Genomic DNA, 24,392 nt, shown 5'->3' with positions numbered 1-24,392 from the left:
GAAATTTTGTGAGCAAGTCTCTGCAAGCCATTCGTGGCATGAACGACATCCTGCCCGAACAGACCCCGCTGTGGCGTTATTTCGAAGGCACCGTGGCGCGTCTGCTGGATAACTACGGTTACAAGCAGATCCGCATGCCGATCGTCGAGTTCACCGAGCTGTTCAAGCGCTCGATCGGCGAAGTCACCGATATCGTCGAAAAAGAGATGTACACCTTCGAAGACCGCAACGGTGATTCCCTGACCCTGCGTCCGGAAGGCACTGCGGCCTGTGTGCGCGCAGTGCTCGAACACGGCATCACCGGCGGTGGTCAGGTGCAGAAACTCTGGTACATCGGCCCGATGTTCCGCCACGAGCGTCCGCAGAAAGGCCGTTATCGCCAGTTCCACCAGATCGGTCTGGAAGTGTTCAACCTCGACGGTCCGGACATCGACGCCGAGCTGATCATCATGACCTGGCGCCTGTGGGGCGAGCTCGGCATCCGTGATGCGGTCAAGCTCGAACTCAACAGCCTCGGTACCAGCGAATCCCGTGGTCGCTATCGTGAAGCGCTGGTCGAGTACCTCTCGGCGCACCACGACAAGCTCGACGAAGACAGCCAGCGTCGTCTGAAAACCAACCCGCTGCGCGTGCTCGACACGAAAAATGCCGACACCCAGGCCGTGCTGGTCGATGCGCCGAAAATGGCCGACTACCTCGACGACGAGTCCCGCGCTCATTTCGAAGGCCTGAAGGCGCGTCTGGATGCCGTTGGCATTCCTTACGTGCTCAATCCGAAACTGGTGCGTGGCCTCGATTACTACAGCAAAACCGTTTTCGAATGGGTCACCGACAAGCTCGGCGCCCAGGGCACCGTGTGCGCGGGCGGCCGTTACGACGGTCTGGTCGAGCAGATGGGCGGCAAGCCAACCCCGGGCGTCGGTTTCGCCATGGGCATCGAGCGTCTGGTATTGATGCTCGAAACCCTTGAGCAGATCCCGCAGGAAATTGCCCGTCAGGTCGACGTCTACCTCTGCGCCTTCGGTGAAGAGGCCGAGCTGGCCGGTTTGGCCCTGGCCGAACGGGTTCGCGATGAACTTCCAAACCTGCGCCTGCAAGTCAATGCCGGCGCCGGCAGTTTCAAAAGCCAGTTCAAGAAGGCCGACAAGAGCGGTGCGCTGTACGCATTGATCCTCGGTGACGACGAAATGGCCCAGCAAGTGGTAGGTTTCAAACCCCTGCGTGGCCAGGGCGAACAACAAAGCATTGCCTGGGATGCGCTCGCCGCTCACCTGGCCACCTGCGTCGTGCAGGGTTGAAGCTGTCTTAACAGCCGATTTAGCGATTAAGGAGTATTGGGGTGTCGAGTACCGAAGACGAACAGTTGGCGGATTTGAAGGACTGGTGGACACGCAACGGCAAACCTCTGGTCACCGGCGGCCTGTTGGCGCTGGTCATCGTGTTCGGCTGGCAGGCATATCACAAATACCAGAGTAACCAGTCGCAAGGCGCCTCGGTGCTCTATCAGCAATTGCTGGAAACCACGCTGACGCCTGACGGCAAGCCTGATGCCGCCCGCGTTGCGGATCTGGCCGGCAAGCTCAACAGCGAATACGGCGGTTCGGCCTACGCGCAGTACGGCAGCCTGTTCGTCGCCAAAGTAGCGGTCGACAGCGGCAAGCTGGACGACGCGGCAACCGAACTCAAAGCCATCGTCGACAAGCCGGCCAACCCGGCGCTGGGCGAAATCGCCCGTCAGCGTCTGGCGCAGGTGCTGGGCGCGCAGGACAAGGCCGAAGACGCCCTGAAACTACTCGACGGCGATGCCGACAAAGCGTTCCTGGCCACTCGCGAAGAACTCAAGGGCGACCTGCTGGTGCGCTTGGGCCGTACCGATGACGCGAACAAGGCGTATCAAAAAGCCAAGGCGGCACTGTCGGATGAAGCGGCGGTCGGTGGCCTTCAAATCAAGCTCGACGACCTGGCCAAAGGGGATGCGTGACGTGATCCGTTGGAAGCATGCAGCATTGCTGGCTCTGGCCCTTCTGGCCGCGGGTTGCAGCAGCAACAGCAAGAAAGAATTGCCACCGGCCGAACTGACCGACTTCAAAGAAGAAGTGGTTCTGCAGAAGCAGTGGAGCCGCTCGATCGGTGACGGTCAGGGCGAAACCTACAACATGCTGGTGCCGGCGATCGACGGTGACACCATCTACGCCGCCGATGTTACCGGTGTCGTAATGGCCATGGATCGCAGCAATGGCGACGTGAAGTGGGACCAGGATCTGGAACTGCCTGTCTCCGGCGCCGTTGGCGTGGGTTACGGTCTGGTACTGATCGGTACCCTGCGTGGCGAAGTCGTCGCTCTGGACACCAGCAACGGTGAAGAGAAGTGGCGTGCCCGCGTCAACAGTGAAGTCCTCGCGCCGCCGGCCAACAATGGCGACGTGGTCGTCGTGCAGACCCAGGACGATCGTCTGATCGGTCTGGACGCTGCCACCGGCAACCAGCGCTGGGTGTATGACAGCACCCCGGCGGTCCTGACCCTGCGTGGCACCAGTGCTCCGCTGGTGACCAACCGCTTGGCGGTGGCCGGCCTGTCGACCGGTAAAGTGGTTGCGCTGGACATCTCCAACGGCGTGCCGGTGTGGGAACAACGCATTGCCATTCCACAGGGTCGTTCGGAACTGGAGCGCGTGGTCGACATCGACGGCGGTCTGCTGCTGTCCGGCGGCACGCTGTACGTGGCCAGCTATCAGGGTCGCGTTGCGGCACTGGACCTGGAAAGCGGTCGTCAACTGTGGCAGCGCGATGCGTCGAGCTACGCCGGTATCGCTCAAGGTTTCGGCAGCGTCTACGTGAGCCTGTCTTCAGGCACCGTTGAAGGCGTCGACGAGCGTTCCACCACCGCACTGTGGAGCAACGATTCACTGGCTCGCCGTCAACTGTCGGCACCGGAAGTGTTCTCCAGCTACGTAGCTGTGGGTGACCTGGAAGGTTATCTGCATCTGCTGAGTCAGGTCGACGGTCGTTTCGTCGGCCGTGAGCGCATCGACAGCGACGGCCTGCGTGCCCGTCCGCTGGTGGTGGGCGACACGATTTATGTGTATGGCAACAGCGGCAAACTGGAAGCCCTGACCATCAAGTAACAACTATGCTTGGGTTTCATCCCCAAGCGGCCCTGCATCAGCAGGGTTTGCAGCGCCCCCGGGTGTTGCCCCGAGCACCAGCCGCTGCCTCGCAGCGGCTTTTGTATTTTCTGAAATAACGAAGTGGAGAGCCGCATGGTTCCCGTAATCGCCCTGGTGGGCCGACCGAACGTCGGCAAGTCCACCTTGTTCAACCGCCTGACCAGGACGCGTGACGCCATCGTCGGCGACCTGTCCGGTCTGACCCGTGATCGCCAGTACGGTGAGGCCAAGTGGCAAGGGCGTTCCTACATTCTGATCGACACCGGCGGTATTTCCGGTGACGAACATGGTATGGACGAAAAAATGGCCGAGCAGTCGCTGCTGGCCATCGAAGAAGCCGATGTGGTGCTGTTTCTGGTAGATGCCAAGGCCGGTTTTACCGCTGCCGACCAGATGATCGCCGAACATTTGCGCAAACGTAACAAGCGTTCCCACGTGGTGGCCAACAAGGTCGACAACATCGACCCGGAAATGGCCCGCGCCGAATTCGCCCCGCTGGGCATGGGCCACGCGATCCCGATCGCCGGCGCCCACGGCCGTGGCATCACGCAATTGCTGGAAGCCGCTCTGAGCGAATTCCCGCGCGATGATGACGAGCCGGCTGAAGGCGAAGAGGAAGAAGTCGTTGCCGAAGGCGAGGAAGCCAAGCGCATTCCTGGTCCGAGCGAAAAAGACGGGATCAAGATCGCCATCATCGGCCGTCCGAACGTCGGCAAGTCGACCCTGGTCAACCGCATGCTCGGTGAAGACCGCGTCATCGTGTATGACCAGCCGGGCACCACCCGCGACAGCATCTACATTCCGTTCGAGCGCAATGAAGAGAAGTACACGCTGATCGACACTGCTGGTGTGCGCAAGCGCGGCAAGATCCACGAAGAAGTCGAAAAATTCTCCGTGGTCAAAACCCTGCAGGCGATCAAAGACGCCAACGTGGTGATCTTCGTGATGGACGCCCGCGAGGGTGTGGTCGATCACGACTTGAACCTGCTGGGCTTCGCGATCGAATCCGGTCGTGCGCTGGTCATCGCGATCAACAAGTGGGACGGCATGACGCCGAGCGAGCGCGACTTCGTCAAAGTCGAGCTGCAACGCCGGCTGTTCTTCGTCGACTACGCCGACATTCACTTCATCTCGGCGTTGCACGGCACGGGCGTGGGCAACCTCTACGCCTCGGTGCAGAACTCGTTCAAGTCGGCGGTTACCCGCTGGCCGACCAACCGACTCACCCAGATTCTGGAAGATGCGGTGGGCGAGCACGCGCCGCCGATGGTCAACAACCGCCGGATCAAGCTACGTTACGCTCACTTGGGTGGTGCGAACCCGCCGATCATCGTGATCCACGGTAACCAGATCGAGAAAGTGCCGAAGTCGTACGTGCGCTATCTGGAAAACACTTACCGTCGTGTACTCAAGCTGGTCGGTACGCCGATCCGCATCGAGTTCAAGGGCGGCGAGAACCCGTACGAAGGCAACAAGAACACGCTGACCGACCGCCAGGTCAACAAGAAGCGTCGCTTGATGTCGCACAACAAGAAAGCCAGCAAGAAGCGCCGCGACAAGAAGTGATCCGAGGCCCTGCACAATTTTGTGTGGGGCTTTTGTGGCGAGGGGATTTATCCCCGATGGGCTGCGCAGCAGCCCCAAAACCTGTGTCCGCGGTGTATCAGTCAAACCGCATTCAACGGGTTTGCGACTGCTTCGCAGCCGGAACGGGGATAAATCCCCTCGCCACAGGATTGGGTTTGTTCAATGAGAGAAGGGCGCCGTTTGGCGCCCTTTTTTTATGGGCGCCGGATGGGCTATCCTCGGGCTCTCCCGCGCCGTCGTCAGAGCCGGGTGTTGAGCAGAGAACCCCCGATGATCACCAGCAAGCTGCCGAATGTCGGCATCACTATTTTCACGCAGATGTCTCAGCTCGCGGCGCAGACCGGCGCGATCAACCTGTCCCAGGGTTTCCCGGATTTCGACGGCCCGCAGTCGCTGCGTGATGCGGTCGGGCGGCATATCGCCAGTGGCCATAACCAGTATTCACCGATGACCGGATTGCCGGTGTTGCGTCAGCAGATCGCGGCCAAGATCACCCGCAGCTACGGCGTGACTGTCGATGCCGATCACGAAGTGACGGTAACGCCCGGCGCGACCCAGGCGATCTTCTGCGCGATTCAGGCCATTATCCACAGCGGCGATGAAGTCATCGTCTTCGATCCGTGCTACGACAGCTACGCACCGGCAACGGAGCTGGCGGGTGGTCGTTGCGTGCATGTGCAGCTGAATCCGGTCGACTTCTCCATCGATTTCGACCAGCTCGCTGCGGCCCTGAGCCCGCGGACGAAAATGATCGTCATCAACACCCCGCACAACCCGAGCGGCGCATTGATCAGCCGCGCCGAGCTCGATCAACTGGCGGCGTTGATCCGTGATCGCGACATCTATCTGATCAGCGACGAAGTCTACGAGCACTTGGTCTTCGACGGCGTGCCGCATGTCAGCGTGCTGGCCCATGAAGAGCTGTATCAGCGCGCGTTCGTGGTCAGCTCGTTCGGCAAGACGTACCACGTCACCGGCTGGAAAACCGGCTATGTCGTCGCACCGCCAGCGCTGACGGCCGAATTGCGCAAGGTGCATCAGTACGTCAGTTTCTGTGGCGTCACACCGCTGCAATACGCGCTGGCCGATTACATGGCCGAGCACCCGGAGCACGTTGAAGAACTGCCGGGTTTCTATCAGGCCAAGCGTGATCTGTTCTGCGATCTGCTCGCGCCGTCGCGGTTCAGCTTCACCCGTGTCACCGGCACGTATTTCCAGTTGGTCGATTATTCGCAGATCCGTCCTGATCTGAATGATGTCGACATGGCCATGTGGATGACCCGCGAGCACGGTGTCGCGAGCATTCCGGTGTCGGTGTTCTACCAGACTCCACTGCAAGGCCAGCGCCTGATACGCCTGTGCTTTGCCAAACGCGAGGAGACGCTGCGTGAAGCGGCGGAAAAGCTATGCGTGATCTGAGTGCATTGCCGGACCTGACCCTGGCGCTGATCCAGACCAGCCTGGCCTGGCATGACCGCCAGGCCAACCTCGAGCATTTCGAGCTGTTGCTTGAGCAGGCGCGGGGCGCCGATCTGATCATCCTGCCGGAGATGTTCACCACCGGGTTTTCAATGGAGTCCGAAACCCTCGCCGAAGCGGAAAACGGCCCGACCAGCAAATGGCTGCGGGCGCAGGCGGCGAAGTTCGATGCGGTGATTACTGGCAGCGTGATCATTCAGGCGGCCGACGGCAGCCATCGCAACCGCTTGCTCTGGGCGCGGCCGGACGGCGAAGTGCTGCATTACGACAAGCGTCACCTGTTCCGCATGGCCGGCGAGCACAACCATTACACGCCCGGCGAGCGGCAGGTGCAGTTCGAGCTCAAGGGTTGGCGGATTCGTCCGCTGATCTGCTACGACCTGCGCTTCCCGGTGTGGAGCAGGGACGCGCAGGACACCGATCTGCTGCTGTACACCGCCAACTGGCCGGGCGCACGGCGTCTGCACTGGAACCGCCTGCTGCCGGCACGAGCGATTGAAAATCTCTGCTACGTGGCAGCGGTAAATCGGGTGGGCAGCGACGGCAAAGGCTTCGCCTATACCGGCGACAGTCAGGTGCTGGATTTTCAGGGCGAGACGTTGCTGGCGGCGGGGGAGGCGGATGGCGTGTTCAAGGTGATTCTGGAAGCGGCGCCGTTGGCGGCGTATCGCGAGCGCTTTCCGGCGAATCTGGATGCCGACACTTTCGAGTTCACCTAACGAGGCCGATCGTTCCCACGCTCTGCGTGGGAATGCAGCCCGTGACGCTCCGCGTCACTGGACGCGGAGCGTCCCTTGAGGCATTCCCACGAGGAGCATGGGAACGATCGCATCCTTTGATCTACAAAAAAAGGCCCCGAAGTTTGCACTCCGGGGCCTTTCGCATTTCAGCGGTCGATTACGCTGCTTTTGCCTCTGGCTGGCTCAGCGAGCGGTTCAGCGCGCTGAACAATGCCTTGAAACTCGCCGTGGTGATGTTTTCATCGATACCCACGCCGTGCACTGCACGTTCACCGTTCACCCGCAGTTCGATATAGGCAGCCGCTTTGGCATTGGTGCCCGCGCCGATCGCGTGTTCGTTGTAGTCCATGATTTCCACCGGAATCGGCAGGCCGGCGACCAGTGCTTCCAGCGCGCCGTTGCCCTTGCCGCGCCAGTGCAGGTTGGTTTCGCCCTGACCTTTGCTTGCCACTTCGACTTCGACGGCGCTGTTGCCGTTCTCTTCCTGCAGACGATGGCTGACCAGCGCATACGGAGTGTTAGCCTGCAGATATTCGCTGATCAACAGTGAGTGAATCTGCTTGGCTGTCATCTCCAGGCCCAGGCGATCGGTTTCACGCTGCACAACCTGGCTGAACTCGATCTGCATGCGACGCGGCAGGCTGATGCCGTATTCCTGCTCCAGCAAGTAAGCGATGCCGCCCTTGCCCGACTGGCTGTTGACGCGGATCACCGCCTCGTAGCTGCGACCGATGTCGGCCGGGTCGATCGGCAAGTATGGCACTTCCCACAGGGTGTCCGGTTTCTGCTGGGCGAAGCCTTTGCGGATTGCGTCCTGGTGCGAGCCGGAGAACGCGGTGTGCACCAGGTCGCCCACATACGGATGACGCGGGTGGACCTGGATCTGGTTGCACTCTTCGACGACCTTGCGCACGCCGTCGATGTCGGAGAAGTCCAGCTCAGGGTCGACGCCCTGGGTGTACATGTTCAGCGCGACGGTGACGAGGTCGACGTTACCGGTGCGCTCGCCGTTGCCGAACAGGCAGCCTTCGACGCGATCGGCGCCGGCCATCAGGCCCAGCTCAGTGGCCGCGACGCCAGTGCCACGGTCGTTATGGGTGTGCAGACTGATGATCACGCTGTCACGACGGTTGATGTTGCGACCGAACCATTCGATCTGGTCGGCGTAGACGTTCGGCGTCGCGCATTCAACCGTGGCCGGCAGGTTGAGGATCATCTTGTGCTCAGGCGTCGGGTTCCACACCTCGATCACGGCGTCGCAGACTTCCTTGGCGAATTCCAGCTCGGTAGCGCTGAAGGTTTCCGGCGAGTATTCGAAGGTCCACTCGGTCTCTGGCTGCATGGCTGCATATTTGACGAACAGCTTGGCAGCGTTGACGGCGATGGCCTTGATGCCGTCCTTGTCCTGGTTGAAGACGATGCGACGGAAAGAAGGCGAAGTGGCGTTGTACAGGTGAACGATGGCTTTCTTCGCCCCGCGCAGGGATTCGAAAGTGCGCTCGATCAGGTCTTCACGACCCTGGGTCAGCACCTGAATGGTGGTGTCGTCGGGGATGTGGCCTTCTTCGATCAGCGTACGCACGAAATCGAAGTCGGTTTGCGACGCGGCGGGGAACGACGCTTCGATTTCCTTTACGCCCACCTGCACCAGGGTTTTCCAGAAGCGCAGCTTCTTCGCCGCGTCCATTGGCTCGATTAGCGACTGGTTGCCGTCACGCAGGTCGGAGCTGCACCAGATCGGCGCGGCGTCGATGGTTTTCGACGGCCAGGTGCGATCCGGCAGGTTGATGACGGGAAACGCGCGGTATTTCGAAGACGGGTCTTTGAGCATGCTCATCGGGAAATTCCTTGTTGTCTGGGCCGAAAAGAGGCGGCCTGCCGGTTGAACGAATGTTCTTGGAAAAGCGTGGGACGAGGCGCAGCGATTCAGCCTGGCAGTCGTGCACTGACGAGGCACAGGCTGCGGTGCTGGCGAAGCTGAATGAGGGTGTGAGAGGTTTTCATGGCTTCAACCCTAACCGCGAGGGGAAAGGATGGCAAGCAGTCGGAAAAAATTGAGAGGAATACCCGGAAAGCGGGATTTTGCAGGAATTTATTGCGCTTTAGGCGGTGGAAGTTGTTGATGTTTGCGTAAGGCTAGATTGGGGCGCAATTGAGTTTTTGGAGATTCATTGAGTATGGCGGTGTTTTATAGGCGGCCTTCGCGAGCAGGCTCGCTCCCACACTGGATCTTATTCACAACAAAGATCCCCTGTGGGAGCGAGCCTGCTCGCGAAGAGGCCGGTCGCCTCAACACATATTTAAGGTTGGAAAGCACCAATGAAAATCGCCGGATCCACCCGCGCATCATTCAGGCTGACGTTCCAGTGCATATGCGGCCCGGTCGCGCGGCCGGTCGCGCCGACCTTGCCCACCACCGCGCCACGGGCCAGTTGCTGGCCGTTCTTCACGTCGATCTTCGACATGTGGCAGAACATGCTGATAAAGCCCTGGCCATGGTCAACGAACACCGTGTTGCCGTTGAAGAAGTAATTGCCGATCAGAATCACCTTGCCCGCCGCCGGGGTCTTGATCGGCGTGCCCGCGGGCACTGCGAAATCGAGACCGGCATGAGGATTACGTTCTTCGCCATTGAAGAAACGACGCACGCCGAACTTGCTCGACAGCGGCCCGTTGACCGGTTTGTCCAGCAGCAGATTGCTCGGAGTGTTCGGGCTGAAACTGCGGTAAGCCGCGATCTGTTCCGCCAGTTCACCCTCGATGCGCTTGAGGTTGTCGGCGTTCGGATTGACCTGCTGTTTGTTCTTCAGGGTGATGTGCTGTTCCGGATATTTCTTGCTGCCCACGGTGAAGGGCAGATTGCGCCCGCCACTGCTGATCTGCTGCGTGCCGGGCTTGACCGTCAGCGGCACGCCAACGATCGCCAACCAGTTGTTCTGCTCTTTGACCACCAATACCGGTTTGCCTTGATAAGTGGCTTTCGGCGCCTGCGCGGCGGTGCCCAGATCCACCACGGCGACGCCGCCCGGCACCGGTTTGTTCAGCAGCCGGGTGATGTAACTGTCGGCGTGGGCGTTGAGGGTCAGGCAGAGCAACAGCAGCGAAGCGAGAAAACGCGGCATGGATCAGTCCAGTAAAGAGAGGGTGACGGGCGTCAGGTGATTGTCCTCGACGCGCACTTGCAGTTCGCCTTCGCCGAGCTTGGCTTTCAGACGCTGGCCGGTGTGGGTCTGCGCAGCGTTGCGAATCGCGTGGCCGTGCTCGTCGAGCAGAATGCTGTAACCGCGACCGAGAGTCGCCAATGGGCTGACCACGTGCAGGGTCTGCATCTGACTGTGCAATTGCTGCCGACGCTGTTTCAAAGCATCGCGCATGGCCCGGGGCAGGCGTTCGGCAAGACTGTCGAGGCGCTGGCGAAGCATGGCCAGTTGGCGCCCCGGATGTTGCCCGGCGAGACGGGTTTCCAGGCGGATCAGGCGTTCGCGGCGGGTATTGAGGCTGCGTTCGAAAGCGCGGCGCATGCGCATGTCCAGATCATCCAGACGCTGCGCCTGCTGGCGCAGACGTTCGCCGGGATGGCGCAACCGTCGCGCCATGCCTTCCAGACGCAGGCGATCACGCATCAAGCGATCACGCATGCGCATCACCAGACGCCGGTGCAGGCTCTCGACCTGACGAATCAGATGGCTGGAATCCGGGGCGAGCAGTTCGGCGGCGGCCGAGGGCGTGGGGGCGCGAACGTCGGCGACAAAATCGCTGATCGAAACATCGGTTTCATGGCCGACGGCACTGACGATCGGCGTGACACAGGCATCGACCGCGCGCGCCACCGCTTCCTCGTTGAAGCACCAGAGGTCTTCCAGCGAGCCGCCGCCACGGGCGAGGATCAGCGCGTCGAAGCCGCGGGCATCGGCCATTTTCAGCGCGCGGACGATTTGCGCGGTGGCCTCGCGGCCCTGCACGGCGGTCGGAATCAGGGTCAGTTGCACCTGCGGCGCACGGCGGCGGAACACGCAGATGATGTCGCGAATCACCGCGCCGGTCGGCGAGCTGATGATGCCGATGCGCTGCGGATGCGCGGGCAGCGGCACTTTGCGTTCGGCACTGAACAGGCCTTCGGCGCTGAGCTTTTCCTTCAGCGCATCGAAGGCCAGACGCAGCGCGCCGTCACCGGCCGGTTCCACGGTGTCGAGGATCAGCTGATAGTCGCCACGACCTTCGAACAGCGAAACCTTGCCGCGCACCTTGACCGCCAGACCGTCCTTCAACGCTTGGCGCACGCGGGCCGCGTTCTGCCGGAACAACGCGCAACGCACCTGCGCGCCGCTGTCCTTGAGGGTGAAGTAGACGTGGCCGGACGCCGGACGTGCGAGGTTGGAAATTTCGCCTTCGACCCAGATGTTGCTGAACACGTCTTCAAGCAACACCCGCGCGCGGCCGTTGAGCTGGCTGACGGTCAGGACTTCACGGTCCAGGCCAAGTCTTGCAAAGGGATCTTTAATCATGGGGCGCAGTTTAAAGGCATTTGCCCGCCAATCACCATGACGCCGCACAAAACCCTGTGGGAGCGAGCGTGCTCGCGAAAGCATTGTGTCAGCGGACAACAACGGGAATGACACTCCGCCTTCGCGAGCAGGCTCGCTCCCACATGGGATCAATTTGATATCTGGTCGTGCTGCCCGCTACTGGCTACAGTCAGCGCGGTCTTATAAAGGATGCGGACGATGAGCATGATGGAGCTGTTGGGGGCGTGGTCGTGGGGCGCGGGCGGTTGGGCGGTCATCGGGGTGGCCATCGCCTTGGCCTACATCGTATTCGGCATCGCCGGTTTCGGCACGGCGCTGGTCGCGGGGCCGATGCTGATCCTGTTCATGCCACTGTCGAAAATCGTGCCGCTGCTGGTGCTGCTCGATTTCGTCGCCGCATTCGGCAATCTGCTGCCCTCGCGGCGCGACGTCGCCAAGCCGGAATTGCTCAGGCTGCTGCCGTGCATGGCGATCGGCTGCACGTTGGGGGTGATCTTCCTGCTGAATCTGAAATCCGATCTGTTACTGCTTTTGATGGGGCTGTTTATCAGCGCCTATGCGGTTTACAGCCTGTGGGTGAAAGCGCGGCCGGCACAGTTGTCGGCAGCGTGGGCGGTGCCGATGGGCACAGTGGGCGGGTTGTTCGGCGCTTTGTTTGGCAGTGGCGGCTTTCTTTACGCGATCTATCTGAACAGCCGCCTGCCCAAGGACGCGGCGCGGGCCACGCAAAGTGCCTTGATCAGTTGCAGCACCGTGGTGCGCTTGAGTCTGTTTGTCATCGCCGGTGTGTATGCCGAGCTACCCTTGTTGATGCTGGCGCTGTGTCTGTTGCCGGCCATGGCGCTGGGCTTGTGGATCGGCCGGCGGCTTACCATGAAATTGTCGCGCGAGGCGTTTGTGCGGCTGGTGACGTGGCTGGTGCTGGCTAGCGGCATCGCGTTGATCGTGCGCTATTTCAGCACTTGACCGGATTTCTTCAGGGATTAAGCTGCCGGCCTTTAGAGCGCCTTCGCGAGCAGGCTCGCTCCCACAGGGGATTGCATTCGAATGTGGGAGCGAGCCTGCTCGCGAAGGCGTCAGAAGTCACACCGCAGGATTTCCCATGAACTCGCAAAGCATCATCGTCCCGAAAATCTCCACCCTGCCGGTGCACGAGCCCCGGGCGCGGGCGATCGTGCGCTGGCTGGTGCGCAAGAACATCATCGAAGAACAGCTGACCACCTGCGGCCGCACCGGCAACCGCATGGCCCATGCCATCGCCGACGGTGCTCGCGCCGTGGTGCTGTACCCCGAAGCGCTGCCGTTCGGCGAGCCGATCAATGGCCTGGAGATCGTCACCAAACGCTGCATCTACACACCGGCCAAGGGCTTTCTCGAGGAGGCTGGTTGCGCCGAGTGCCGCCGCGAAGTGGGTGAGGCGCTGTTCGAAAGTCTTGAAGACTGGTTTCCAGGCCGCACCGACAATTTCACCTGCCCCGAATGCGGGCATGAGGACGACATCAACGGCTTCCTGTTTTTGCAGGAGTGCGCGTTTTCCAACCTCGGTTTCATTTTCAATAATTGGCTGGAGGCGGGGTTCAAGCAGAGCTTTATCGACGAGTTCGCCGATTGGCTCGATCAACCTGTCTCTTGGGTCAAGGTGGAGCTGTAGGGCCGGGCTTTTCCATCTATCAATTAGGCTGAGTTTTACATTGAACAGCAGGGGGTGTCTGACTATAATGGCGCGCTTCCATTTTCCCGCTCGGGAGCCCCCGCGATGCTGCGTATCAGCCAAGAAGCTCTGACATTCGACGACATTCTCCTAGTGCCCGGTTATTCCGAGGTGCTTCCCAACGAAGTCAGTCTCAAGACCCGTCTTACCCGTGGCATCGAACTGAATATTCCTCTGGTTTCTGCCGCCATGGACACCGTTACTGAAGCCCGTCTGGCAATCGCCATGGCTCAGGAAGGTGGCATCGGCATTATCCACAAGAACATGACCATCGAGCAGCAAGCTGCCGAAGTGCGCAAGGTCAAGAAGTTCGAAGCCGGTGTGGTCAAGGATCCCATCACCATCGAGGCCGATGCCACGGTGCGTGATCTGTTCGAACTGACCCGTCTGCACAACATTTCCGGCGTTCCGGTCCTGCACGATGGCGACCTGGTCGGCATCGTCACCTCCCGCGACGTACGTTTCGAAAACCGTCTGGAAGCCACTGTCCGCGAAGTGATGACGCCTAAAGAGCGTCTGGTCACGGTCAAGGAAGGCGCCGACAAGAACGACGTCCGTGAACTGCTGCACAAGCACCGCATCGAGCGCGTGCTGATCGTCGACGACAAATTCGCCCTCAAAGGCATGATGACCGTCAACGACATCGAAAAAGCCAAAGCCTATCCGCTGGCCAGCAAGGACGATCAAGGTCGTCTGCGCGTCGGCGCTGCGGTCGGCACCGGTAAAGACACCGGCGATCGCGTGACCGCACTGGTCAATGCCGGCGTGGACGTGGTGGTGGTCGACACCGCACACGGTCACTCCAAAGGCGTGATCGACCGCGTACGCTGGGTCAAAGAGAACTTCCCTGAAGTGCAGGTGATCGGCGGCAACATCGCCACCGGCGCTGCCGCCAAGGCTCTGGCCGAAGCGGGCGCCGACGCAGTCAAGGTCGGTATCGGCCCTGGCTCGATCTGCACCACCCGTATCGTCGCCGGTGTCGGCGTGCCGCAAATCAGTGCCATCGCCAACGTCGCCGCCGCCCTTGAAGGCACCGGCGTGCCGTTGATCGCCGACGGTGGTATCCGTTTCTCCGGTGACCTGTCCAAGGCCATCGTGGCCGGTGCGTCCTGCGTGATGATGGGCTCGATGTTCGCCGGTACCGAAGAGGCCCCGGGCGAGATCGAACTGTTCCAGGGTCGTTCGTACAAGGCTTATCGCGGCATGGGTTCGCTGGGCGCCATGTCCCAGGCTCAAGGTTCGTCCGACCGTTACTTCCAGGACTCCTCGGCCGGTGCCGAGAAACTGGTTCCGGAAGGCATCGAAGGCCGTGTGCCGTACAAAGGCACCCTGAGCGCGATCATTCACCAGTTGATGGGCGGCCTGCGTTCCTCGATGGGTTACACCGGCAGCGCCAACATCGAAGAAATGCGTACCAAGCCCGAGTTCGTGCGGATCACCGGTGCCGGCATGGCCGAGTCCCACGTTCACGACGTGCAGATCACCAAGGAAGCGCCGAACTACCGCGTAGGTTGAGGCTTCCAGCAAAACGTTAAATCACCGGGGCTGTTCATTCAGCCCCGAGTTGTTTCTGATTCACTACATGAGAATGAGTCATGGCCCTCGACATTCACGCTCACCGCATCCTGATCCTCGACTTCGGTTCGCAATACACCCAGCTGATTGCCCGCCGCGTGCGCGAGATCGGCGTGTACTGCGAACTGCACCCGTTCGACATGGACGAAGATGCGATCCGCGAATTCGCCCCTAAAGGCGTCATCCTCGCCGGCGGCCCCGAGTCCGTGCACGAAGCCAACAGCCCGCGCTGCCCGCAGGCAGTGTTCGACCTGGGCGTTCCGGTATTCGGCATCTGCTACGGCATGCAGACCATGGCCGAGCAACTGGGCGGCAAGGTGGAAGGTTCCGAACTGCGTGAGTTCGGTTACGCCCGCGTTGACGTGGTCGGCAAGAGCCGCCTGCTCGACGGCATCGAAGATCACATCGACGCCGACGGCCTGTTCGGCCTCGACGTGTGGATGAGCCACGGTGACAAAGTCACCAAGATGCCGGAAGACTTCCACATCCTCGCCAGCACCCCAAGCTGCCCGATCGCCGGTATGTTCAACGACGACCGCGCTTACTACGGCGTGCAGTTCCACCCGGAAGTGACCCACACCAAACAGGGCGGTCGCATCCTGTCGCGCTTCGTGCTCGACATCTGCGGTTGTGAAGCCCTGTGGACGCCGTCGAAGATCGCTGAAGACGCCATCGCCAACATCCGCGCCCAGGTCGGCACCGACAACGTGCTGCTGGGTCTGTCCGGTGGCGTTGACTCCTCGGTGGTTGCCGCGCTGCTGCACAAGGCCATCGGCGATCAGCTGACCTGCGTTTTCGTCGACAACGGCCTGCTGCGTCTGCACGAAGGCGAGCAAGTGATGGCCATGTTCGCCGAGAACATGGGCGTCAAGGTAATCCGCGCCAACGCTGAGGAGCAGTTCCTCAACAACCTGGCCGGCGAAGCCGACCCGGAGAAGAAGCGCAAGATCATCGGCCGCACTTTCATTGACGTGTTCGATGCCGAGTCCTGCAAGCTGGACAACATCAAGTACCTCGCTCAGGGCACCATCTACCCGGACGTGATCGAGTCGGCTGGCGCGAAAAGCGGCAAGGCCCACGTGATCAAGTCACACCACAACGTGGGCGGCCTGCCGGAAGAAATGAACCTGAAACTGGTCGAGCCACTGCGCGAGCTGTTCAAGGACGAAGTCCGTCGTCTGGGCCTGGAACTCGGCCTGCCGTACGACATGGTCTACCGTCACCCGTTCCCGGGCCCGGGCCTGGGCGTGCGCATCCTCGGTGAAGTGAAGAAGGAATACGCCGACCTGCTGCGTCGCGCCGACCACATCTTCATCGAAGAATTGCGCAAGGCCGACTGGTACCACAAGGTCAGCCAGGCGTTCGTAGTATTCCAGCCAGTCAAATCGGTCGGCGTGGTCGGTGACGGCCGCCGTTACGCCTGGGTCGTGGCCCTGCGTGCCGTGGAAACTATCGACTTCATGACCGCGCGTTGGGCGCACCTGCCTTACGAACTGCTGGAAACCGTTTCCGGCCGCATCATCAACGAAATCGAAGGCATCTCGCGCGTTACTTACGACGTGTCGAGCAAGCCGCCGGCGACGATTGAGTGGGAGTGATCCCGCTGCGGTTCGAATAACGAAAAACCCTTGGCGTGAAGCCAAGGGTTTTTTCGTTTCAGACCCCTGCAAACAGGTCAGGCGGGTAAACGACTTTGCAGGGTCATACCGAGCTCAATCAGGCGCTCGGCTACTGCGGCGATGTCGCGGAATATCATGCCGGTGATGCGGCGCATCGACTGGTCCCAGATATAAAACCGGCCATCTGCGGTGCAATGCACCCTTGTTTGCACGATGTTGCTGGCGCTGTTGCGCCGCACGAGTGTGTATGTGCTGGGTTCTGTTTTTCGTATCACGAACATGCCATTGCGATGCAGAAGCTTTTCCAGCGTAGCGTCATTCCATGGCGGCACGGGGGCCTTGACCTGCAATCGCAGGTCAGCGAACAGAGGGTCGAAGGCGTTGCTTGTCGTCGCCCCGTTGTGAAATGGACCGCGAGCGACTTCCACTCCCGGGTCAATCCTGACGTCGGCTGCCTCGTCGGGCCAGACTTCTTCGATGCGCAAACCGATACCGCCCCTGAGTTCGCTTATGCCTGGCAGGTCCCTGAAGGTATTGGTGTTCGTGGCATCGACCAGAGCCACCCACTTGCCGGGTCTGTTGAGGAGCTTGTCACGCATGATCTGCGTTGCCAGGCGGGTCTTGATCATCTGCTCTTCGATCGAAGTGAGTGGGACTTTCAGCGTGCAGGTTTGTGCTGCGTCCAGTCCATGGACGCGGACGCCATTGGCTTGGGCAGACCTGATCAATTCGAGCATGTTGAACCGGTTCTCAGGGTCGGTACCCAGGCTGGACAAATAGGTAGTGAGCTCCTCTGACATGTCTCCAGAGAGGTAGAAATGGTTGAGGTCCTCTTGGGCGAAATCACTCAGCAATCCACGCACGTAGAGCGTTCTGATATGCCGCGCGAACGTTGGCATGTTCTCGATCATGAAGCGCATGCTGGCGATGCGATCGAGGGTTTCTCCGACCGCCAGTCCATCGGTATTGGCAAACATCAGATCTATCAGCTCTTCGGTTTGCATCAAGGGATCGATTTGCGGAATGAGCGGCCGTCCCGGCAGATTTGTCCATTTCAGCTCTCGAAAGAATTCTCCGGCGTTGTTCAGCAGTGCTGTTCGTTGTTCGCTGAAATGCGCCTGGTAACGGTCGGTAGCCAGTAAATAACGGCGTCCAGCGCTTGTTGACTCGGCAGAAGCGTTGGGCAAGTTCATTGCCCATCTCCTCATTCCGGGTTTTTCCGTCTCTGAAATATCTTTGAGCGCCGTAACCAGGCGCAGCGGGCACGGAACGCCTGGAAGCGGTTCGACGCGTGGCAGATCCACCGATGGTGTTGCCTCAGAAGGGCTCAAATCTGTCTCCGGCGCACACGCCTTGCCCACGCATTGGCCACCTCCGCGCAGCCGCAGCGCAGGCATGCGCTCCCACTTGCCAGCGCTTCCCAGGCGGACCGGCAACGAATAAGCGAACTGATTGGGGCGCTCGGGATTGATGATTGCCCAGTTGCCGCTGTCCTGCGAGTCTGCGAAGTAGCGCACGTAGTAGGCATCGCCATCCATTTCGATGGCATGGCCGGGCTCGTTGTCGAGGCGGTAAATGCCTTCGTATTTCCCCGGCGTCGCCTCTACGGAATGTTGCGCAAGTAACTCGTTGCATCGATAGCTGGCAGGTACTTGTGGAAATGTCGAACCTCGCCGTGTAGCAGCCGTATTCAAGGGCTCAGTGGCGTCGACCAATGTCGCCCCGCTGGGTAACTCGTTTGCCAACTCGCTGCTTGCTTCTTCAGCCGCTGTGACGGGTGGCGGATCCACAGGTGGCAATAATCGCGTGTCAGCCGAGGCAAGTTCGACCAGCCCGCGCATCTCTTCAGCCTCGGCATACTCGACCTGTGGCCCGACTTCCAGTTGCGCGCCGGTACCGATCAGGAACGGCACATTGAATACGGTTTCGATAGCGCTGAGCACCGCACCGATCACCCCGGCTCTACGTTCGGTCGCCGTAATGCCGTTGATCGCCTGATCGATGTTCAGCCCCATGTTCGCGACGCCGGCGCCGATCAAGGGCAAAGCCACAGGCCAGCCCACGGCCGCCATCGGGCCGAACACTTTCAGCCCGGCGCTCAGATACCCGGTCCAGAGTTTCTTGCGCAAATCACTGTTGGACGTGAGCACCAGATGCGCCTCGGCAGCCATGCCCGCGCGAGTCGAATCGCTTAACCACGTGAAGGCATCACCGCTGATCGCAACGTTGCTGCGGTTGATCATCCGGTGATCGCTGTGACCCCAGGTGCTCACCAAACGGTTCATCAAATCAGTGAGGTTCTCGGTGATGTGATTGCTGTCAGCCAGCGAGAAGTGCTTGAGAAACAAAGGGCGTTTCTGCTCTGAATTCATCTGTTCGAGCAACCACCAGTGCAGATCCGCCGCAGTGTCCATCAGCCGAAAGGCCTGGGCTTGTCCCGGCAGGTAAAGGGTCTGCCGGCCACTGTCTTCGACCAGACGCAGCACGTTAGTGGCGACGTGACCGTCCAGATCCAGCGTGCGCACCTGCGCGCCGACCGGGTACGTCGATCGGAGCATTTGCAGGGTTACCGGCCAGGTAACGGGGCCGATCAGCGAGCTGACGATGCGTTGAAAATCATTGCCGTCAACGTCCCCCTGTTGCAGCGCCTGCACCGCCTGACTGAGGAAACTGCACTTGGCCATGGCGCGGAAATCTTCCGACGAGGTTTGCCAGAATTTGGCCAATTGATCGCTGTAACGCGTGCTGAAATCAACGGCCCAGAATGCCTTCAGCACATCGCTGCCAAGCAGTCGCACTTCGTTGTCCTGATTGAAATTCTCCGCGTCCGGGCCATCCGAGTAGAAGCCACAGTAAAGGCCCAGCAAATCTGCGTTGTCTTGATCGGTCGCACGAAAGCGATGGATCACCAACTGCGTGAGGGTGAGCGTTTCATAAGGCTTTTCCAGCAAGTGTTCCCAACCGGTAAAGGTCAGCGCGCTGCTTTGCGCCGTTTTGAATCGATGGAAATAAACCTGGTCGGGATCGAGGCCGGATAGCCCTTTGTCGGTCAGCAGTTCGATCGCAACTTGCCGGGCCGCATCGAGCAGACTTGGGCAGTTCTGCACAATGGTCGTGGCGATGGCTTTGAGGGCGGTTTTGTCCGCTGCGTTTGGCAGCAGACGACGTTCGGGAGCGGTCATGCGGGTGTTCATCCTTGAGACACAAAGGCGGAAGATGACCGATGTGCTCAAGGGGAGGGTGTTACTCGGCTATTGCGTGATGTCCTTTTGAAAGTGAGCCAATGCTTTCGCAGATATCAAAGATATTCAGACCGAATCAGATCAGTATCGAACGGAGTCAGACCTTGTTCAGGTGCGAACACCCTCTGCGCCTGCTCTGCAGAGGGCACTCGTTCGCCTCGTGCCCGCACATGTAAATCGAAAAGCGTGTGCAGATCCGGCCTTGGTGTATGCACCAGGGCGCGCAGCATCAACGAAACTCCGCTGAGGTTGTTGTCGACGTTGTTCCAGCGGGGCGATGAAGTCAGCCCCAGATCGGCCCAGATCATGCGTCGCTCCTCCAGGTCCATCACGAATGGCAGGCAGATACTCGTGTCGGAGGCGATATCGATGCGGTCGACCACGGAGCGAGGCTCGAACACTTCCCCCGATGCAGTGTCGGCACGGGCCATCCAGCCCGCGAAGCATTCAGGAAGGTCGCAATATGGCTGCCAGGTAAACGAATTGAGGGACGTGACGACGTAGCGGACGCCCTTTTTGACGAGAACATCAAGGTCGAGGTCGATGAATTCGGAGGCGCCGTTGGGCGCGTCGACGATGTCGCCGCTGTGGTAACCGCCATAACCTTTGAGGTTGTAATAGGCGATCGCTTCCTTGAAGACGAAGTCGGTGTCGAAGAAGGCGGCGGACAAGTCGATGTCCGTGCGGTCACGACCATTCTTCCACCACAGGAACAGGCGAATGAATCGCGTGTCCGGCATTGGCAACCGACTGCCGCGTACCAGTGTTCGCAGCGACTTCGCTGCGGCGCGCTGTGCCAGTGGCACCCGGTATTCGCGCAACGCCGGATCGATGAAACAACGCCCCAGTGGTGGCAGCAACGTGAAACGCGCGATCAGGGCGTTCTCGCAAATCTGTGCGGCACGTGCCAATACCTGCGGTGCGATCGACTCTCGACGATCAGCAGTACCGAAGACTTTCGCCAGTGCTCCTTTAGGTGTGAACGCCCGCAAGGGCAGGGGGCGCGGGGCATTTACCTGGGCCAGCAATTGCAGCAGCACAGGTGAGGACACTTGCGCCGCGACAGCCGCAAAGGCGTCGAGCACCGCGTCTGGTTCTGTGGCACGCCGTAACATCACGTCCAGACGGCGCGCGAATTCTCCGGGACGATCCTGCAGCACCGGCGTAAGCGCGGCGATCTGGCGTTGGGCAAGCATGGTTTCGACACGCGACCCGAACGAGGACGGCGGATCGTTGCGTCGCGCTGCGGTGATGGCCGCGAATGCTCGCGGATACTTCTCAGCGTAATCGCCTGGATGCAGGACTTCGGCCAGTCGTTTCCAGCGTTCGGCCTGGCGCATCACATCTTCCGTAGCGTTGGGCGTGCGGTCGAGCAGGCGCAACAGCTTGCGCCGCATCGAGCGTTTCATTTTGCCAAAGCGCGTCTGCGCTGTTGCCAGCGACACGTCTCCACCATGCAGTGCGATCGCCACGCGCAGCACGTCCGTTGCCGTTTCGACATTTTGCTCAAGGAAGGCCTCAACCTGCGCATCGTCGTCGATATGCAGGATCAGTGCGCCGCCAACCAGCGCGCGAATCTCGCGAAACGGGATGGTCTCGGGCAGTAGACGGAACACATCGTTTTTGTACGTTCGGATAAACCAGCCGACATCCGCAGCTTCCTCTTCGGACAGCGAGGTGCGTGATGAGACCAGCGGCTCGAGCAATGCCTCGAACTCGCTGACACTTCCCGGTTCGATGACCCAATGGATGAAGTTGCCTTCAAGCATGGCTGGCCGAACCTGTTCGCTGGGTGGCAGGCGCCGAAGTGTGTGGTAGTGAATGACGGCGTTGAGATACAACTCCGCCTCTGTCGCTTCGAGGACTTGATTGGGGAAGTCAGGATAAAACGGTCGGTGATGTACATGAGCACCGCTGCGCCGCCGCAGGACTCGAATGACTTCACGCAGCCAGTTCTTGAGTTCGACCGCAGAGAGCATGCTGATTCGCTCGATCAGCGGCTCGGAGAGAACGCATCGAAACGCTGTAACTTCTTTGACAGCTGATGCGACCTGCGCGCGTGTGGCTCCGCCAGAGCCCGCAGGAACGTGCAGTTTTGTACGGCGCCGCAGGAACAGCTCCTGATTCATCATGATTTCTTCCTTGGTCGCCGTTTCCAGTGAGCTGAAGCTCACCTGTGCAATCGATACGAAAACGCCTGCAATAAGCAGGCGCGGTGTGGAGAGCGGAACCCCTAGTTCATGGAGGATAGAAGGAAGGTGTTCCATAGCCACGGCGGCATACTACCGGAGGTCATCGCGGCTTGTCAGCGAATCACATATTTTGAAATGGGCTCGCCTGTTGGCGAACGTCAGCGCCGCGCCACATCCGAAAAATAGAACTTGTCCAGCGTATGCCGCGATTCGGTGTATTCGAACTGGCGGCCGTCCTGCAGGAAGGTCTGGTTGCTGACCACGATGACATGGCTCTGGCCGTCGAGGTCCAGGTGTTGTTGGTCGTCCTTGCTGGACGGTACGGCTTCGATGGTGCGCTGGGCGTAGGCGATCTGCAGTTGCAGGGTCTGTTCGATGTGGGCGTAGATCGAATGTTCGGCAATGTCTGCTGACAGGTCGGGGATCACGTCGCTGACGAAGTGGTTGATGTCGAGGATGACGCGTTTGCCGTCGATGCGCCGTACCCGCTTGATCCGGGTGATCGGGCTGCCGGGTTCGGCATTGATATGTTCAAGCAATGCACCTTCAAGCGGCACCTGACACATCTCGACCACTTCGGTGCTGACGTCGTTGCCCAGTCGCGGGTGGGTCTCCTGGAAGCTGACGATGCCGCCGAGCTGGAATTCGATCGGGTTGGTCGACAGCACGAACGCGCCTTTGCCGTGAATCTTCTGAGCGAAACCGCGCTCCTGCAACTGGTCGATGGCCTTGCGCACCGTGCCACGGCTGGCCTGATAGGTGTCCATCAGTTCGGTTTCGGAAGGCAGCCGGGCGCCGCGCTCCAGGCGCTGGGTGGTGATACTGGCAAGCAAATCGCTGTAGATCTGGTTGTATTTGCTCATGGCTGGACTCTGTGCCGACGGTGCTCAAAACCCCGAACCTTAAGGGCAGGGTAGGGGTTTGTCCATGCGGACGAAGGAAAACATCTTAGGTCAGAGTAGGAAGAATCCGCGTTTTTCTGACGTTCATCCACGGATGCAAACTCGTACAGACGAGTTGTTGCATTAACTCGTACAGACGAGTATTTTTCGTTCGGCGTGCTGCCAATAACAACAATCCACGACGGAAGAACAAGCATGAGCCATGACTATCCGAACATCGCCAAGGAGCTGCTGGAAAGCCTCGGTGGCCCTGACAACATCGAGCAGGCGGCGCATTGCGTCACGCGTTTGCGCCTGGCGCTGAAGAACCCCGCGCTGGTGAATGTGGCCGCGCTCAATGGCGTCGATCTGGTCAAGGGTTCGTTCTTCACCGGCGGGTTGTATCAAGTGGTCATCGGCCCGGGTGATGTTGAAAAGGTTTATGCCGAACTGCGCCAGCAGACTGGCCTTGCGGCATCGACCATCGCCGACGTTAAACAGAAAAGCGCCGAGAAGATCAACGCCATGCAGCGGCTGGTGCGGGTGTTTTCCGATGTGTTCATGCCGATCCTGCCGGCGCTGATCATTGCCGGCCTGTTGATGGGCATCAACAACCTGCTCGGCGCCAAGGGCATGTTCATCGAGGGCCAGACCCTGCTCGATGCCTATCCCAACCTCGACGGGTTGTGGAGCCTGATCAATCTGATGGCCAACACCTCGTTCGTGTTCCTTCCGGCGCTGGTGGGCTGGTCGGCAGCCAAGCGTTTCGGCGGCAGCGAAATCCTCGGCATCGTCCTCGGTCTGATGCTGGTGCACCCGGACCTGCTCAACGCCTGGAATTACGGCAAGGCCGTGGCCGGGCTGGACGGGCAGCAACTGCCGTACTTCGACATCCTCGGCCTGTTCCAGGTGGAAAAAGTCGGCTACCAAGGGCAGATCCTGCCGATCCTGCTGGCGGCGTACGTAATGAGCGTGATCGAAAAATGGCTGCGCGCACGCGTGCCCAACGCGGTGCAGTTGCTGGTGGTGCCGATCACCACCATCGTTGTCACTGGCGTGCTGGCGTTGGCGATCATCGGCCCGGTGACCCGGCATATCGGCATCTACATCACCGAAGGGCTGGTGATGCTGTTCGATCTGGCGCCGCTGGTGGGCGGTCTGATTTTCGGCCTGTTGTATGCGCCGCTGGTGATCACCGGCATGCACCACATGTTCCTCGCCGTGGACCTGCAATTGATTTCGAGCCAGGGCGGCACCTTCATCTGGCCGATGATTGTCATGTCCAATCTGGCGCAGGGCAGTGCGGCCCTGGCGGTGTTCTGGATGACGCGCAATGCGCGGGACAAGAGCATGGCCTCGACCTCGGCGATTTCTGCGTATTTCGGCATCACCGAGCCGGCGATGTTCGGCGTCAACCTGCGCTACAAGTTTCCGTTCTACGCCGCGCTGGCCGGTTCGGCGCTGGGTTGCATGTTCCTCTCACTGAACAAGATCCAGGCCTCGGCCATCGGCGTCGGTGGCTTGCCCGGTTTCATTTCAATCATTCCGCAGTTCATCCCGATGTTCGTCATCGGGATGCTGATCGCCATGCTCGTGCCGTTTGCCCTGACCTGCGTGCTGAGCATGAAGATCGTCCGTCCGGGTTACCGGGTTGCCTGAAATCAATAAAGGAG

The 24,392-nt window shown here is 60.2% G+C and carries 17 protein-coding genes; 11 read left to right on the top strand and 6 right to left on the bottom strand.

Annotation, left to right across the window (positions count from 1 at the left end; translation table 11 throughout):
- Positions 1-8: 8 nt before the first annotated feature.
- The 6 genes from hisS to ACYSTU_RS03105 all read left to right on the top strand — a co-directional run bounded on the left by hisS (position 9) and on the right by ACYSTU_RS03105 (position 6,952).
- Positions 9-1,298 (top strand): histidine--tRNA ligase, encoded by a 1,290-nt coding sequence (gene hisS, locus ACYSTU_RS03130; RefSeq protein ID WP_016773333.1) that lies wholly within the window; start codon positions 9-11, stop codon positions 1,296-1,298.
- Between the two features lie 41 nt (positions 1,299-1,339).
- On the top strand, positions 1,340-1,981 hold the full coding sequence (locus ACYSTU_RS03125; RefSeq protein ID WP_016773334.1) for a tetratricopeptide repeat protein: 642 nt from the start codon (positions 1,340-1,342) through the stop codon (positions 1,979-1,981).
- Entirely contained in the window at positions 1,974-3,125 is a 1,152-nt protein-coding gene (gene bamB, locus ACYSTU_RS03120) for an outer membrane protein assembly factor BamB (protein WP_051600540.1), read from the top strand. Before ACYSTU_RS03125 ends, bamB begins: the two co-directional genes overlap by 8 nt.
- A 135-nt stretch (positions 3,126-3,260) precedes the next feature.
- On the top strand, positions 3,261-4,733 hold the full coding sequence (gene der / locus ACYSTU_RS03115) for a ribosome biogenesis GTPase Der (RefSeq protein WP_024014210.1): 1,473 nt from the start codon (positions 3,261-3,263) through the stop codon (positions 4,731-4,733).
- 291 nt (positions 4,734-5,024) lie between these two features.
- On the top strand, positions 5,025-6,173 hold the full coding sequence (locus tag ACYSTU_RS03110) for a pyridoxal phosphate-dependent aminotransferase (RefSeq protein WP_217878788.1): 1,149 nt from the start codon (positions 5,025-5,027) through the stop codon (positions 6,171-6,173).
- Positions 6,161-6,952, top strand: a complete 792-nt coding sequence (locus tag ACYSTU_RS03105) for an amidohydrolase (RefSeq protein ID WP_024014208.1) — start codon at positions 6,161-6,163, stop codon at positions 6,950-6,952. Before ACYSTU_RS03110 ends, ACYSTU_RS03105 begins: the two co-directional genes overlap by 13 nt.
- A gap of 178 nt (positions 6,953-7,130) precedes the next feature.
- Here ACYSTU_RS03105 and leuA read toward each other — a convergent pair whose 3' ends face one another.
- The 3 genes from leuA to xseA form a co-directional block, all read right to left on the bottom strand.
- Complete coding sequence (gene leuA / locus ACYSTU_RS03100; protein ID WP_016773339.1) at positions 7,131-8,810, bottom strand: 2-isopropylmalate synthase; 1,680 nt, start codon at positions 8,808-8,810, stop codon at positions 7,131-7,133.
- A 463-nt stretch (positions 8,811-9,273) separates the two neighbouring features.
- A complete protein-coding gene (locus ACYSTU_RS03095; RefSeq protein ID WP_136492758.1) occupies positions 9,274-10,095 on the bottom strand; it encodes a peptidoglycan DD-metalloendopeptidase family protein in 822 nt (273 codons plus the stop codon).
- Between the two features lie 3 nt (positions 10,096-10,098).
- Entirely contained in the window at positions 10,099-11,478 is a 1,380-nt protein-coding gene (gene xseA, locus ACYSTU_RS03090) for an exodeoxyribonuclease VII large subunit (RefSeq protein ID WP_498995871.1), read from the bottom strand.
- A 219-nt stretch (positions 11,479-11,697) separates the two neighbouring features.
- Between xseA and ACYSTU_RS03085 the strand changes: the two genes are divergently transcribed.
- The 4 genes from ACYSTU_RS03085 to guaA all read left to right on the top strand — a co-directional run bounded on the left by ACYSTU_RS03085 (position 11,698) and on the right by guaA (position 16,383).
- Positions 11,698-12,465, top strand: coding sequence for a sulfite exporter TauE/SafE family protein (locus tag ACYSTU_RS03085; protein ID WP_136492760.1), 768 nt, complete (start codon positions 11,698-11,700; stop codon positions 12,463-12,465).
- A 136-nt stretch (positions 12,466-12,601) separates the two neighbouring features.
- Positions 12,602-13,150, top strand: coding sequence for a hypothetical protein (locus ACYSTU_RS03080; protein ID WP_016773342.1), 549 nt, complete (start codon positions 12,602-12,604; stop codon positions 13,148-13,150).
- Between the two features lie 105 nt (positions 13,151-13,255).
- Positions 13,256-14,725, top strand: a complete 1,470-nt coding sequence (gene guaB, locus ACYSTU_RS03075) for an IMP dehydrogenase (protein WP_016773343.1) — start codon at positions 13,256-13,258, stop codon at positions 14,723-14,725.
- Positions 14,726-14,805: 80 nt separating this feature from the next.
- Positions 14,806-16,383, top strand: coding sequence for a glutamine-hydrolyzing GMP synthase (guaA, locus tag ACYSTU_RS03070; protein ID WP_016773344.1), 1,578 nt, complete (start codon positions 14,806-14,808; stop codon positions 16,381-16,383).
- A gap of 77 nt (positions 16,384-16,460) precedes the next feature.
- On the opposite strand, the gene ACYSTU_RS03065 is transcribed toward guaA, so the two are convergent.
- The 3 genes from ACYSTU_RS03065 to treR all read right to left on the bottom strand — a co-directional run bounded on the left by ACYSTU_RS03065 (position 16,461) and on the right by treR (position 22,701).
- Complete coding sequence (locus tag ACYSTU_RS03065; protein ID WP_498995866.1) at positions 16,461-19,586, bottom strand: dermonecrotic toxin domain-containing protein; 3,126 nt, start codon at positions 19,584-19,586, stop codon at positions 16,461-16,463.
- A 116-nt stretch (positions 19,587-19,702) separates the two neighbouring features.
- Entirely contained in the window at positions 19,703-21,913 is a 2,211-nt protein-coding gene (locus tag ACYSTU_RS03060; protein ID WP_257221704.1) for a TerD family protein, read from the bottom strand.
- An 83-nt stretch (positions 21,914-21,996) separates the two neighbouring features.
- Entirely contained in the window at positions 21,997-22,701 is a 705-nt protein-coding gene (gene treR, locus ACYSTU_RS03055) for a trehalose operon repressor (RefSeq protein WP_016773346.1), read from the bottom strand.
- 234 nt (positions 22,702-22,935) lie between these two features.
- Between treR and treP the strand changes: the two genes are divergently transcribed.
- Positions 22,936-24,378, top strand: coding sequence for a PTS system trehalose-specific EIIBC component (treP, locus tag ACYSTU_RS03050; protein WP_125917649.1), 1,443 nt, complete (start codon positions 22,936-22,938; stop codon positions 24,376-24,378).
- Positions 24,379-24,392 lie beyond the last annotated feature (14 nt).

This window comes from Pseudomonas glycinis, from assembly GCF_054871425.1.
Note: the sequence above shows the minus strand (reverse complement) of the source record. Positions and strands in the feature narration are given on the sequence as shown.

Bases quoted from the DNA above. Each gene is read 5' to 3' on its own strand.
- ACYSTU_RS03095 (WP_136492758.1), bottom strand. From the start codon at position 10,095: ATGCCGCGTTTTCTCGCTTCGCTGCTGTTGCTCTGCCTGACCCTCAAC.
- guaA (WP_016773344.1), top strand. From the start codon at position 14,806: ATGGCCCTCGACATTCACGCTCACCGCATCCTGATCCTCGACTTCGGT.
- ACYSTU_RS03080 (WP_016773342.1), top strand. From the start codon at position 12,602: ATGAACTCGCAAAGCATCATCGTCCCGAAAATCTCCACCCTGCCGGTG.
- ACYSTU_RS03065 (WP_498995866.1), bottom strand. From the start codon at position 19,586: ATGACCGCTCCCGAACGTCGTCTGCTGCCAAACGCAGCGGACAAAACC.
- treR (WP_016773346.1), bottom strand. From the start codon at position 22,701: ATGAGCAAATACAACCAGATCTACAGCGATTTGCTTGCCAGTATCACC.
- leuA (WP_016773339.1), bottom strand. From the start codon at position 8,810: ATGAGCATGCTCAAAGACCCGTCTTCGAAATACCGCGCGTTTCCCGTC.
- ACYSTU_RS03085 (WP_136492760.1), top strand. From the start codon at position 11,698: ATGAGCATGATGGAGCTGTTGGGGGCGTGGTCGTGGGGCGCGGGCGGT.
- ACYSTU_RS03110 (WP_217878788.1), top strand. From the start codon at position 5,025: ATGATCACCAGCAAGCTGCCGAATGTCGGCATCACTATTTTCACGCAG.
- xseA (WP_498995871.1), bottom strand. From the start codon at position 11,478: ATGATTAAAGATCCCTTTGCAAGACTTGGCCTGGACCGTGAAGTCCTG.
- der (WP_024014210.1), top strand. From the start codon at position 3,261: ATGGTTCCCGTAATCGCCCTGGTGGGCCGACCGAACGTCGGCAAGTCC.
- treP (WP_125917649.1), top strand. From the start codon at position 22,936: ATGAGCCATGACTATCCGAACATCGCCAAGGAGCTGCTGGAAAGCCTC.
- ACYSTU_RS03105 (WP_024014208.1), top strand. From the start codon at position 6,161: ATGCGTGATCTGAGTGCATTGCCGGACCTGACCCTGGCGCTGATCCAG.
- guaB (WP_016773343.1), top strand. From the start codon at position 13,256: ATGCTGCGTATCAGCCAAGAAGCTCTGACATTCGACGACATTCTCCTA.
- ACYSTU_RS03060 (WP_257221704.1), bottom strand. From the start codon at position 21,913: ATGGAACACCTTCCTTCTATCCTCCATGAACTAGGGGTTCCGCTCTCC.
- bamB (WP_051600540.1), top strand. From the start codon at position 1,974: ATGCGTGACGTGATCCGTTGGAAGCATGCAGCATTGCTGGCTCTGGCC.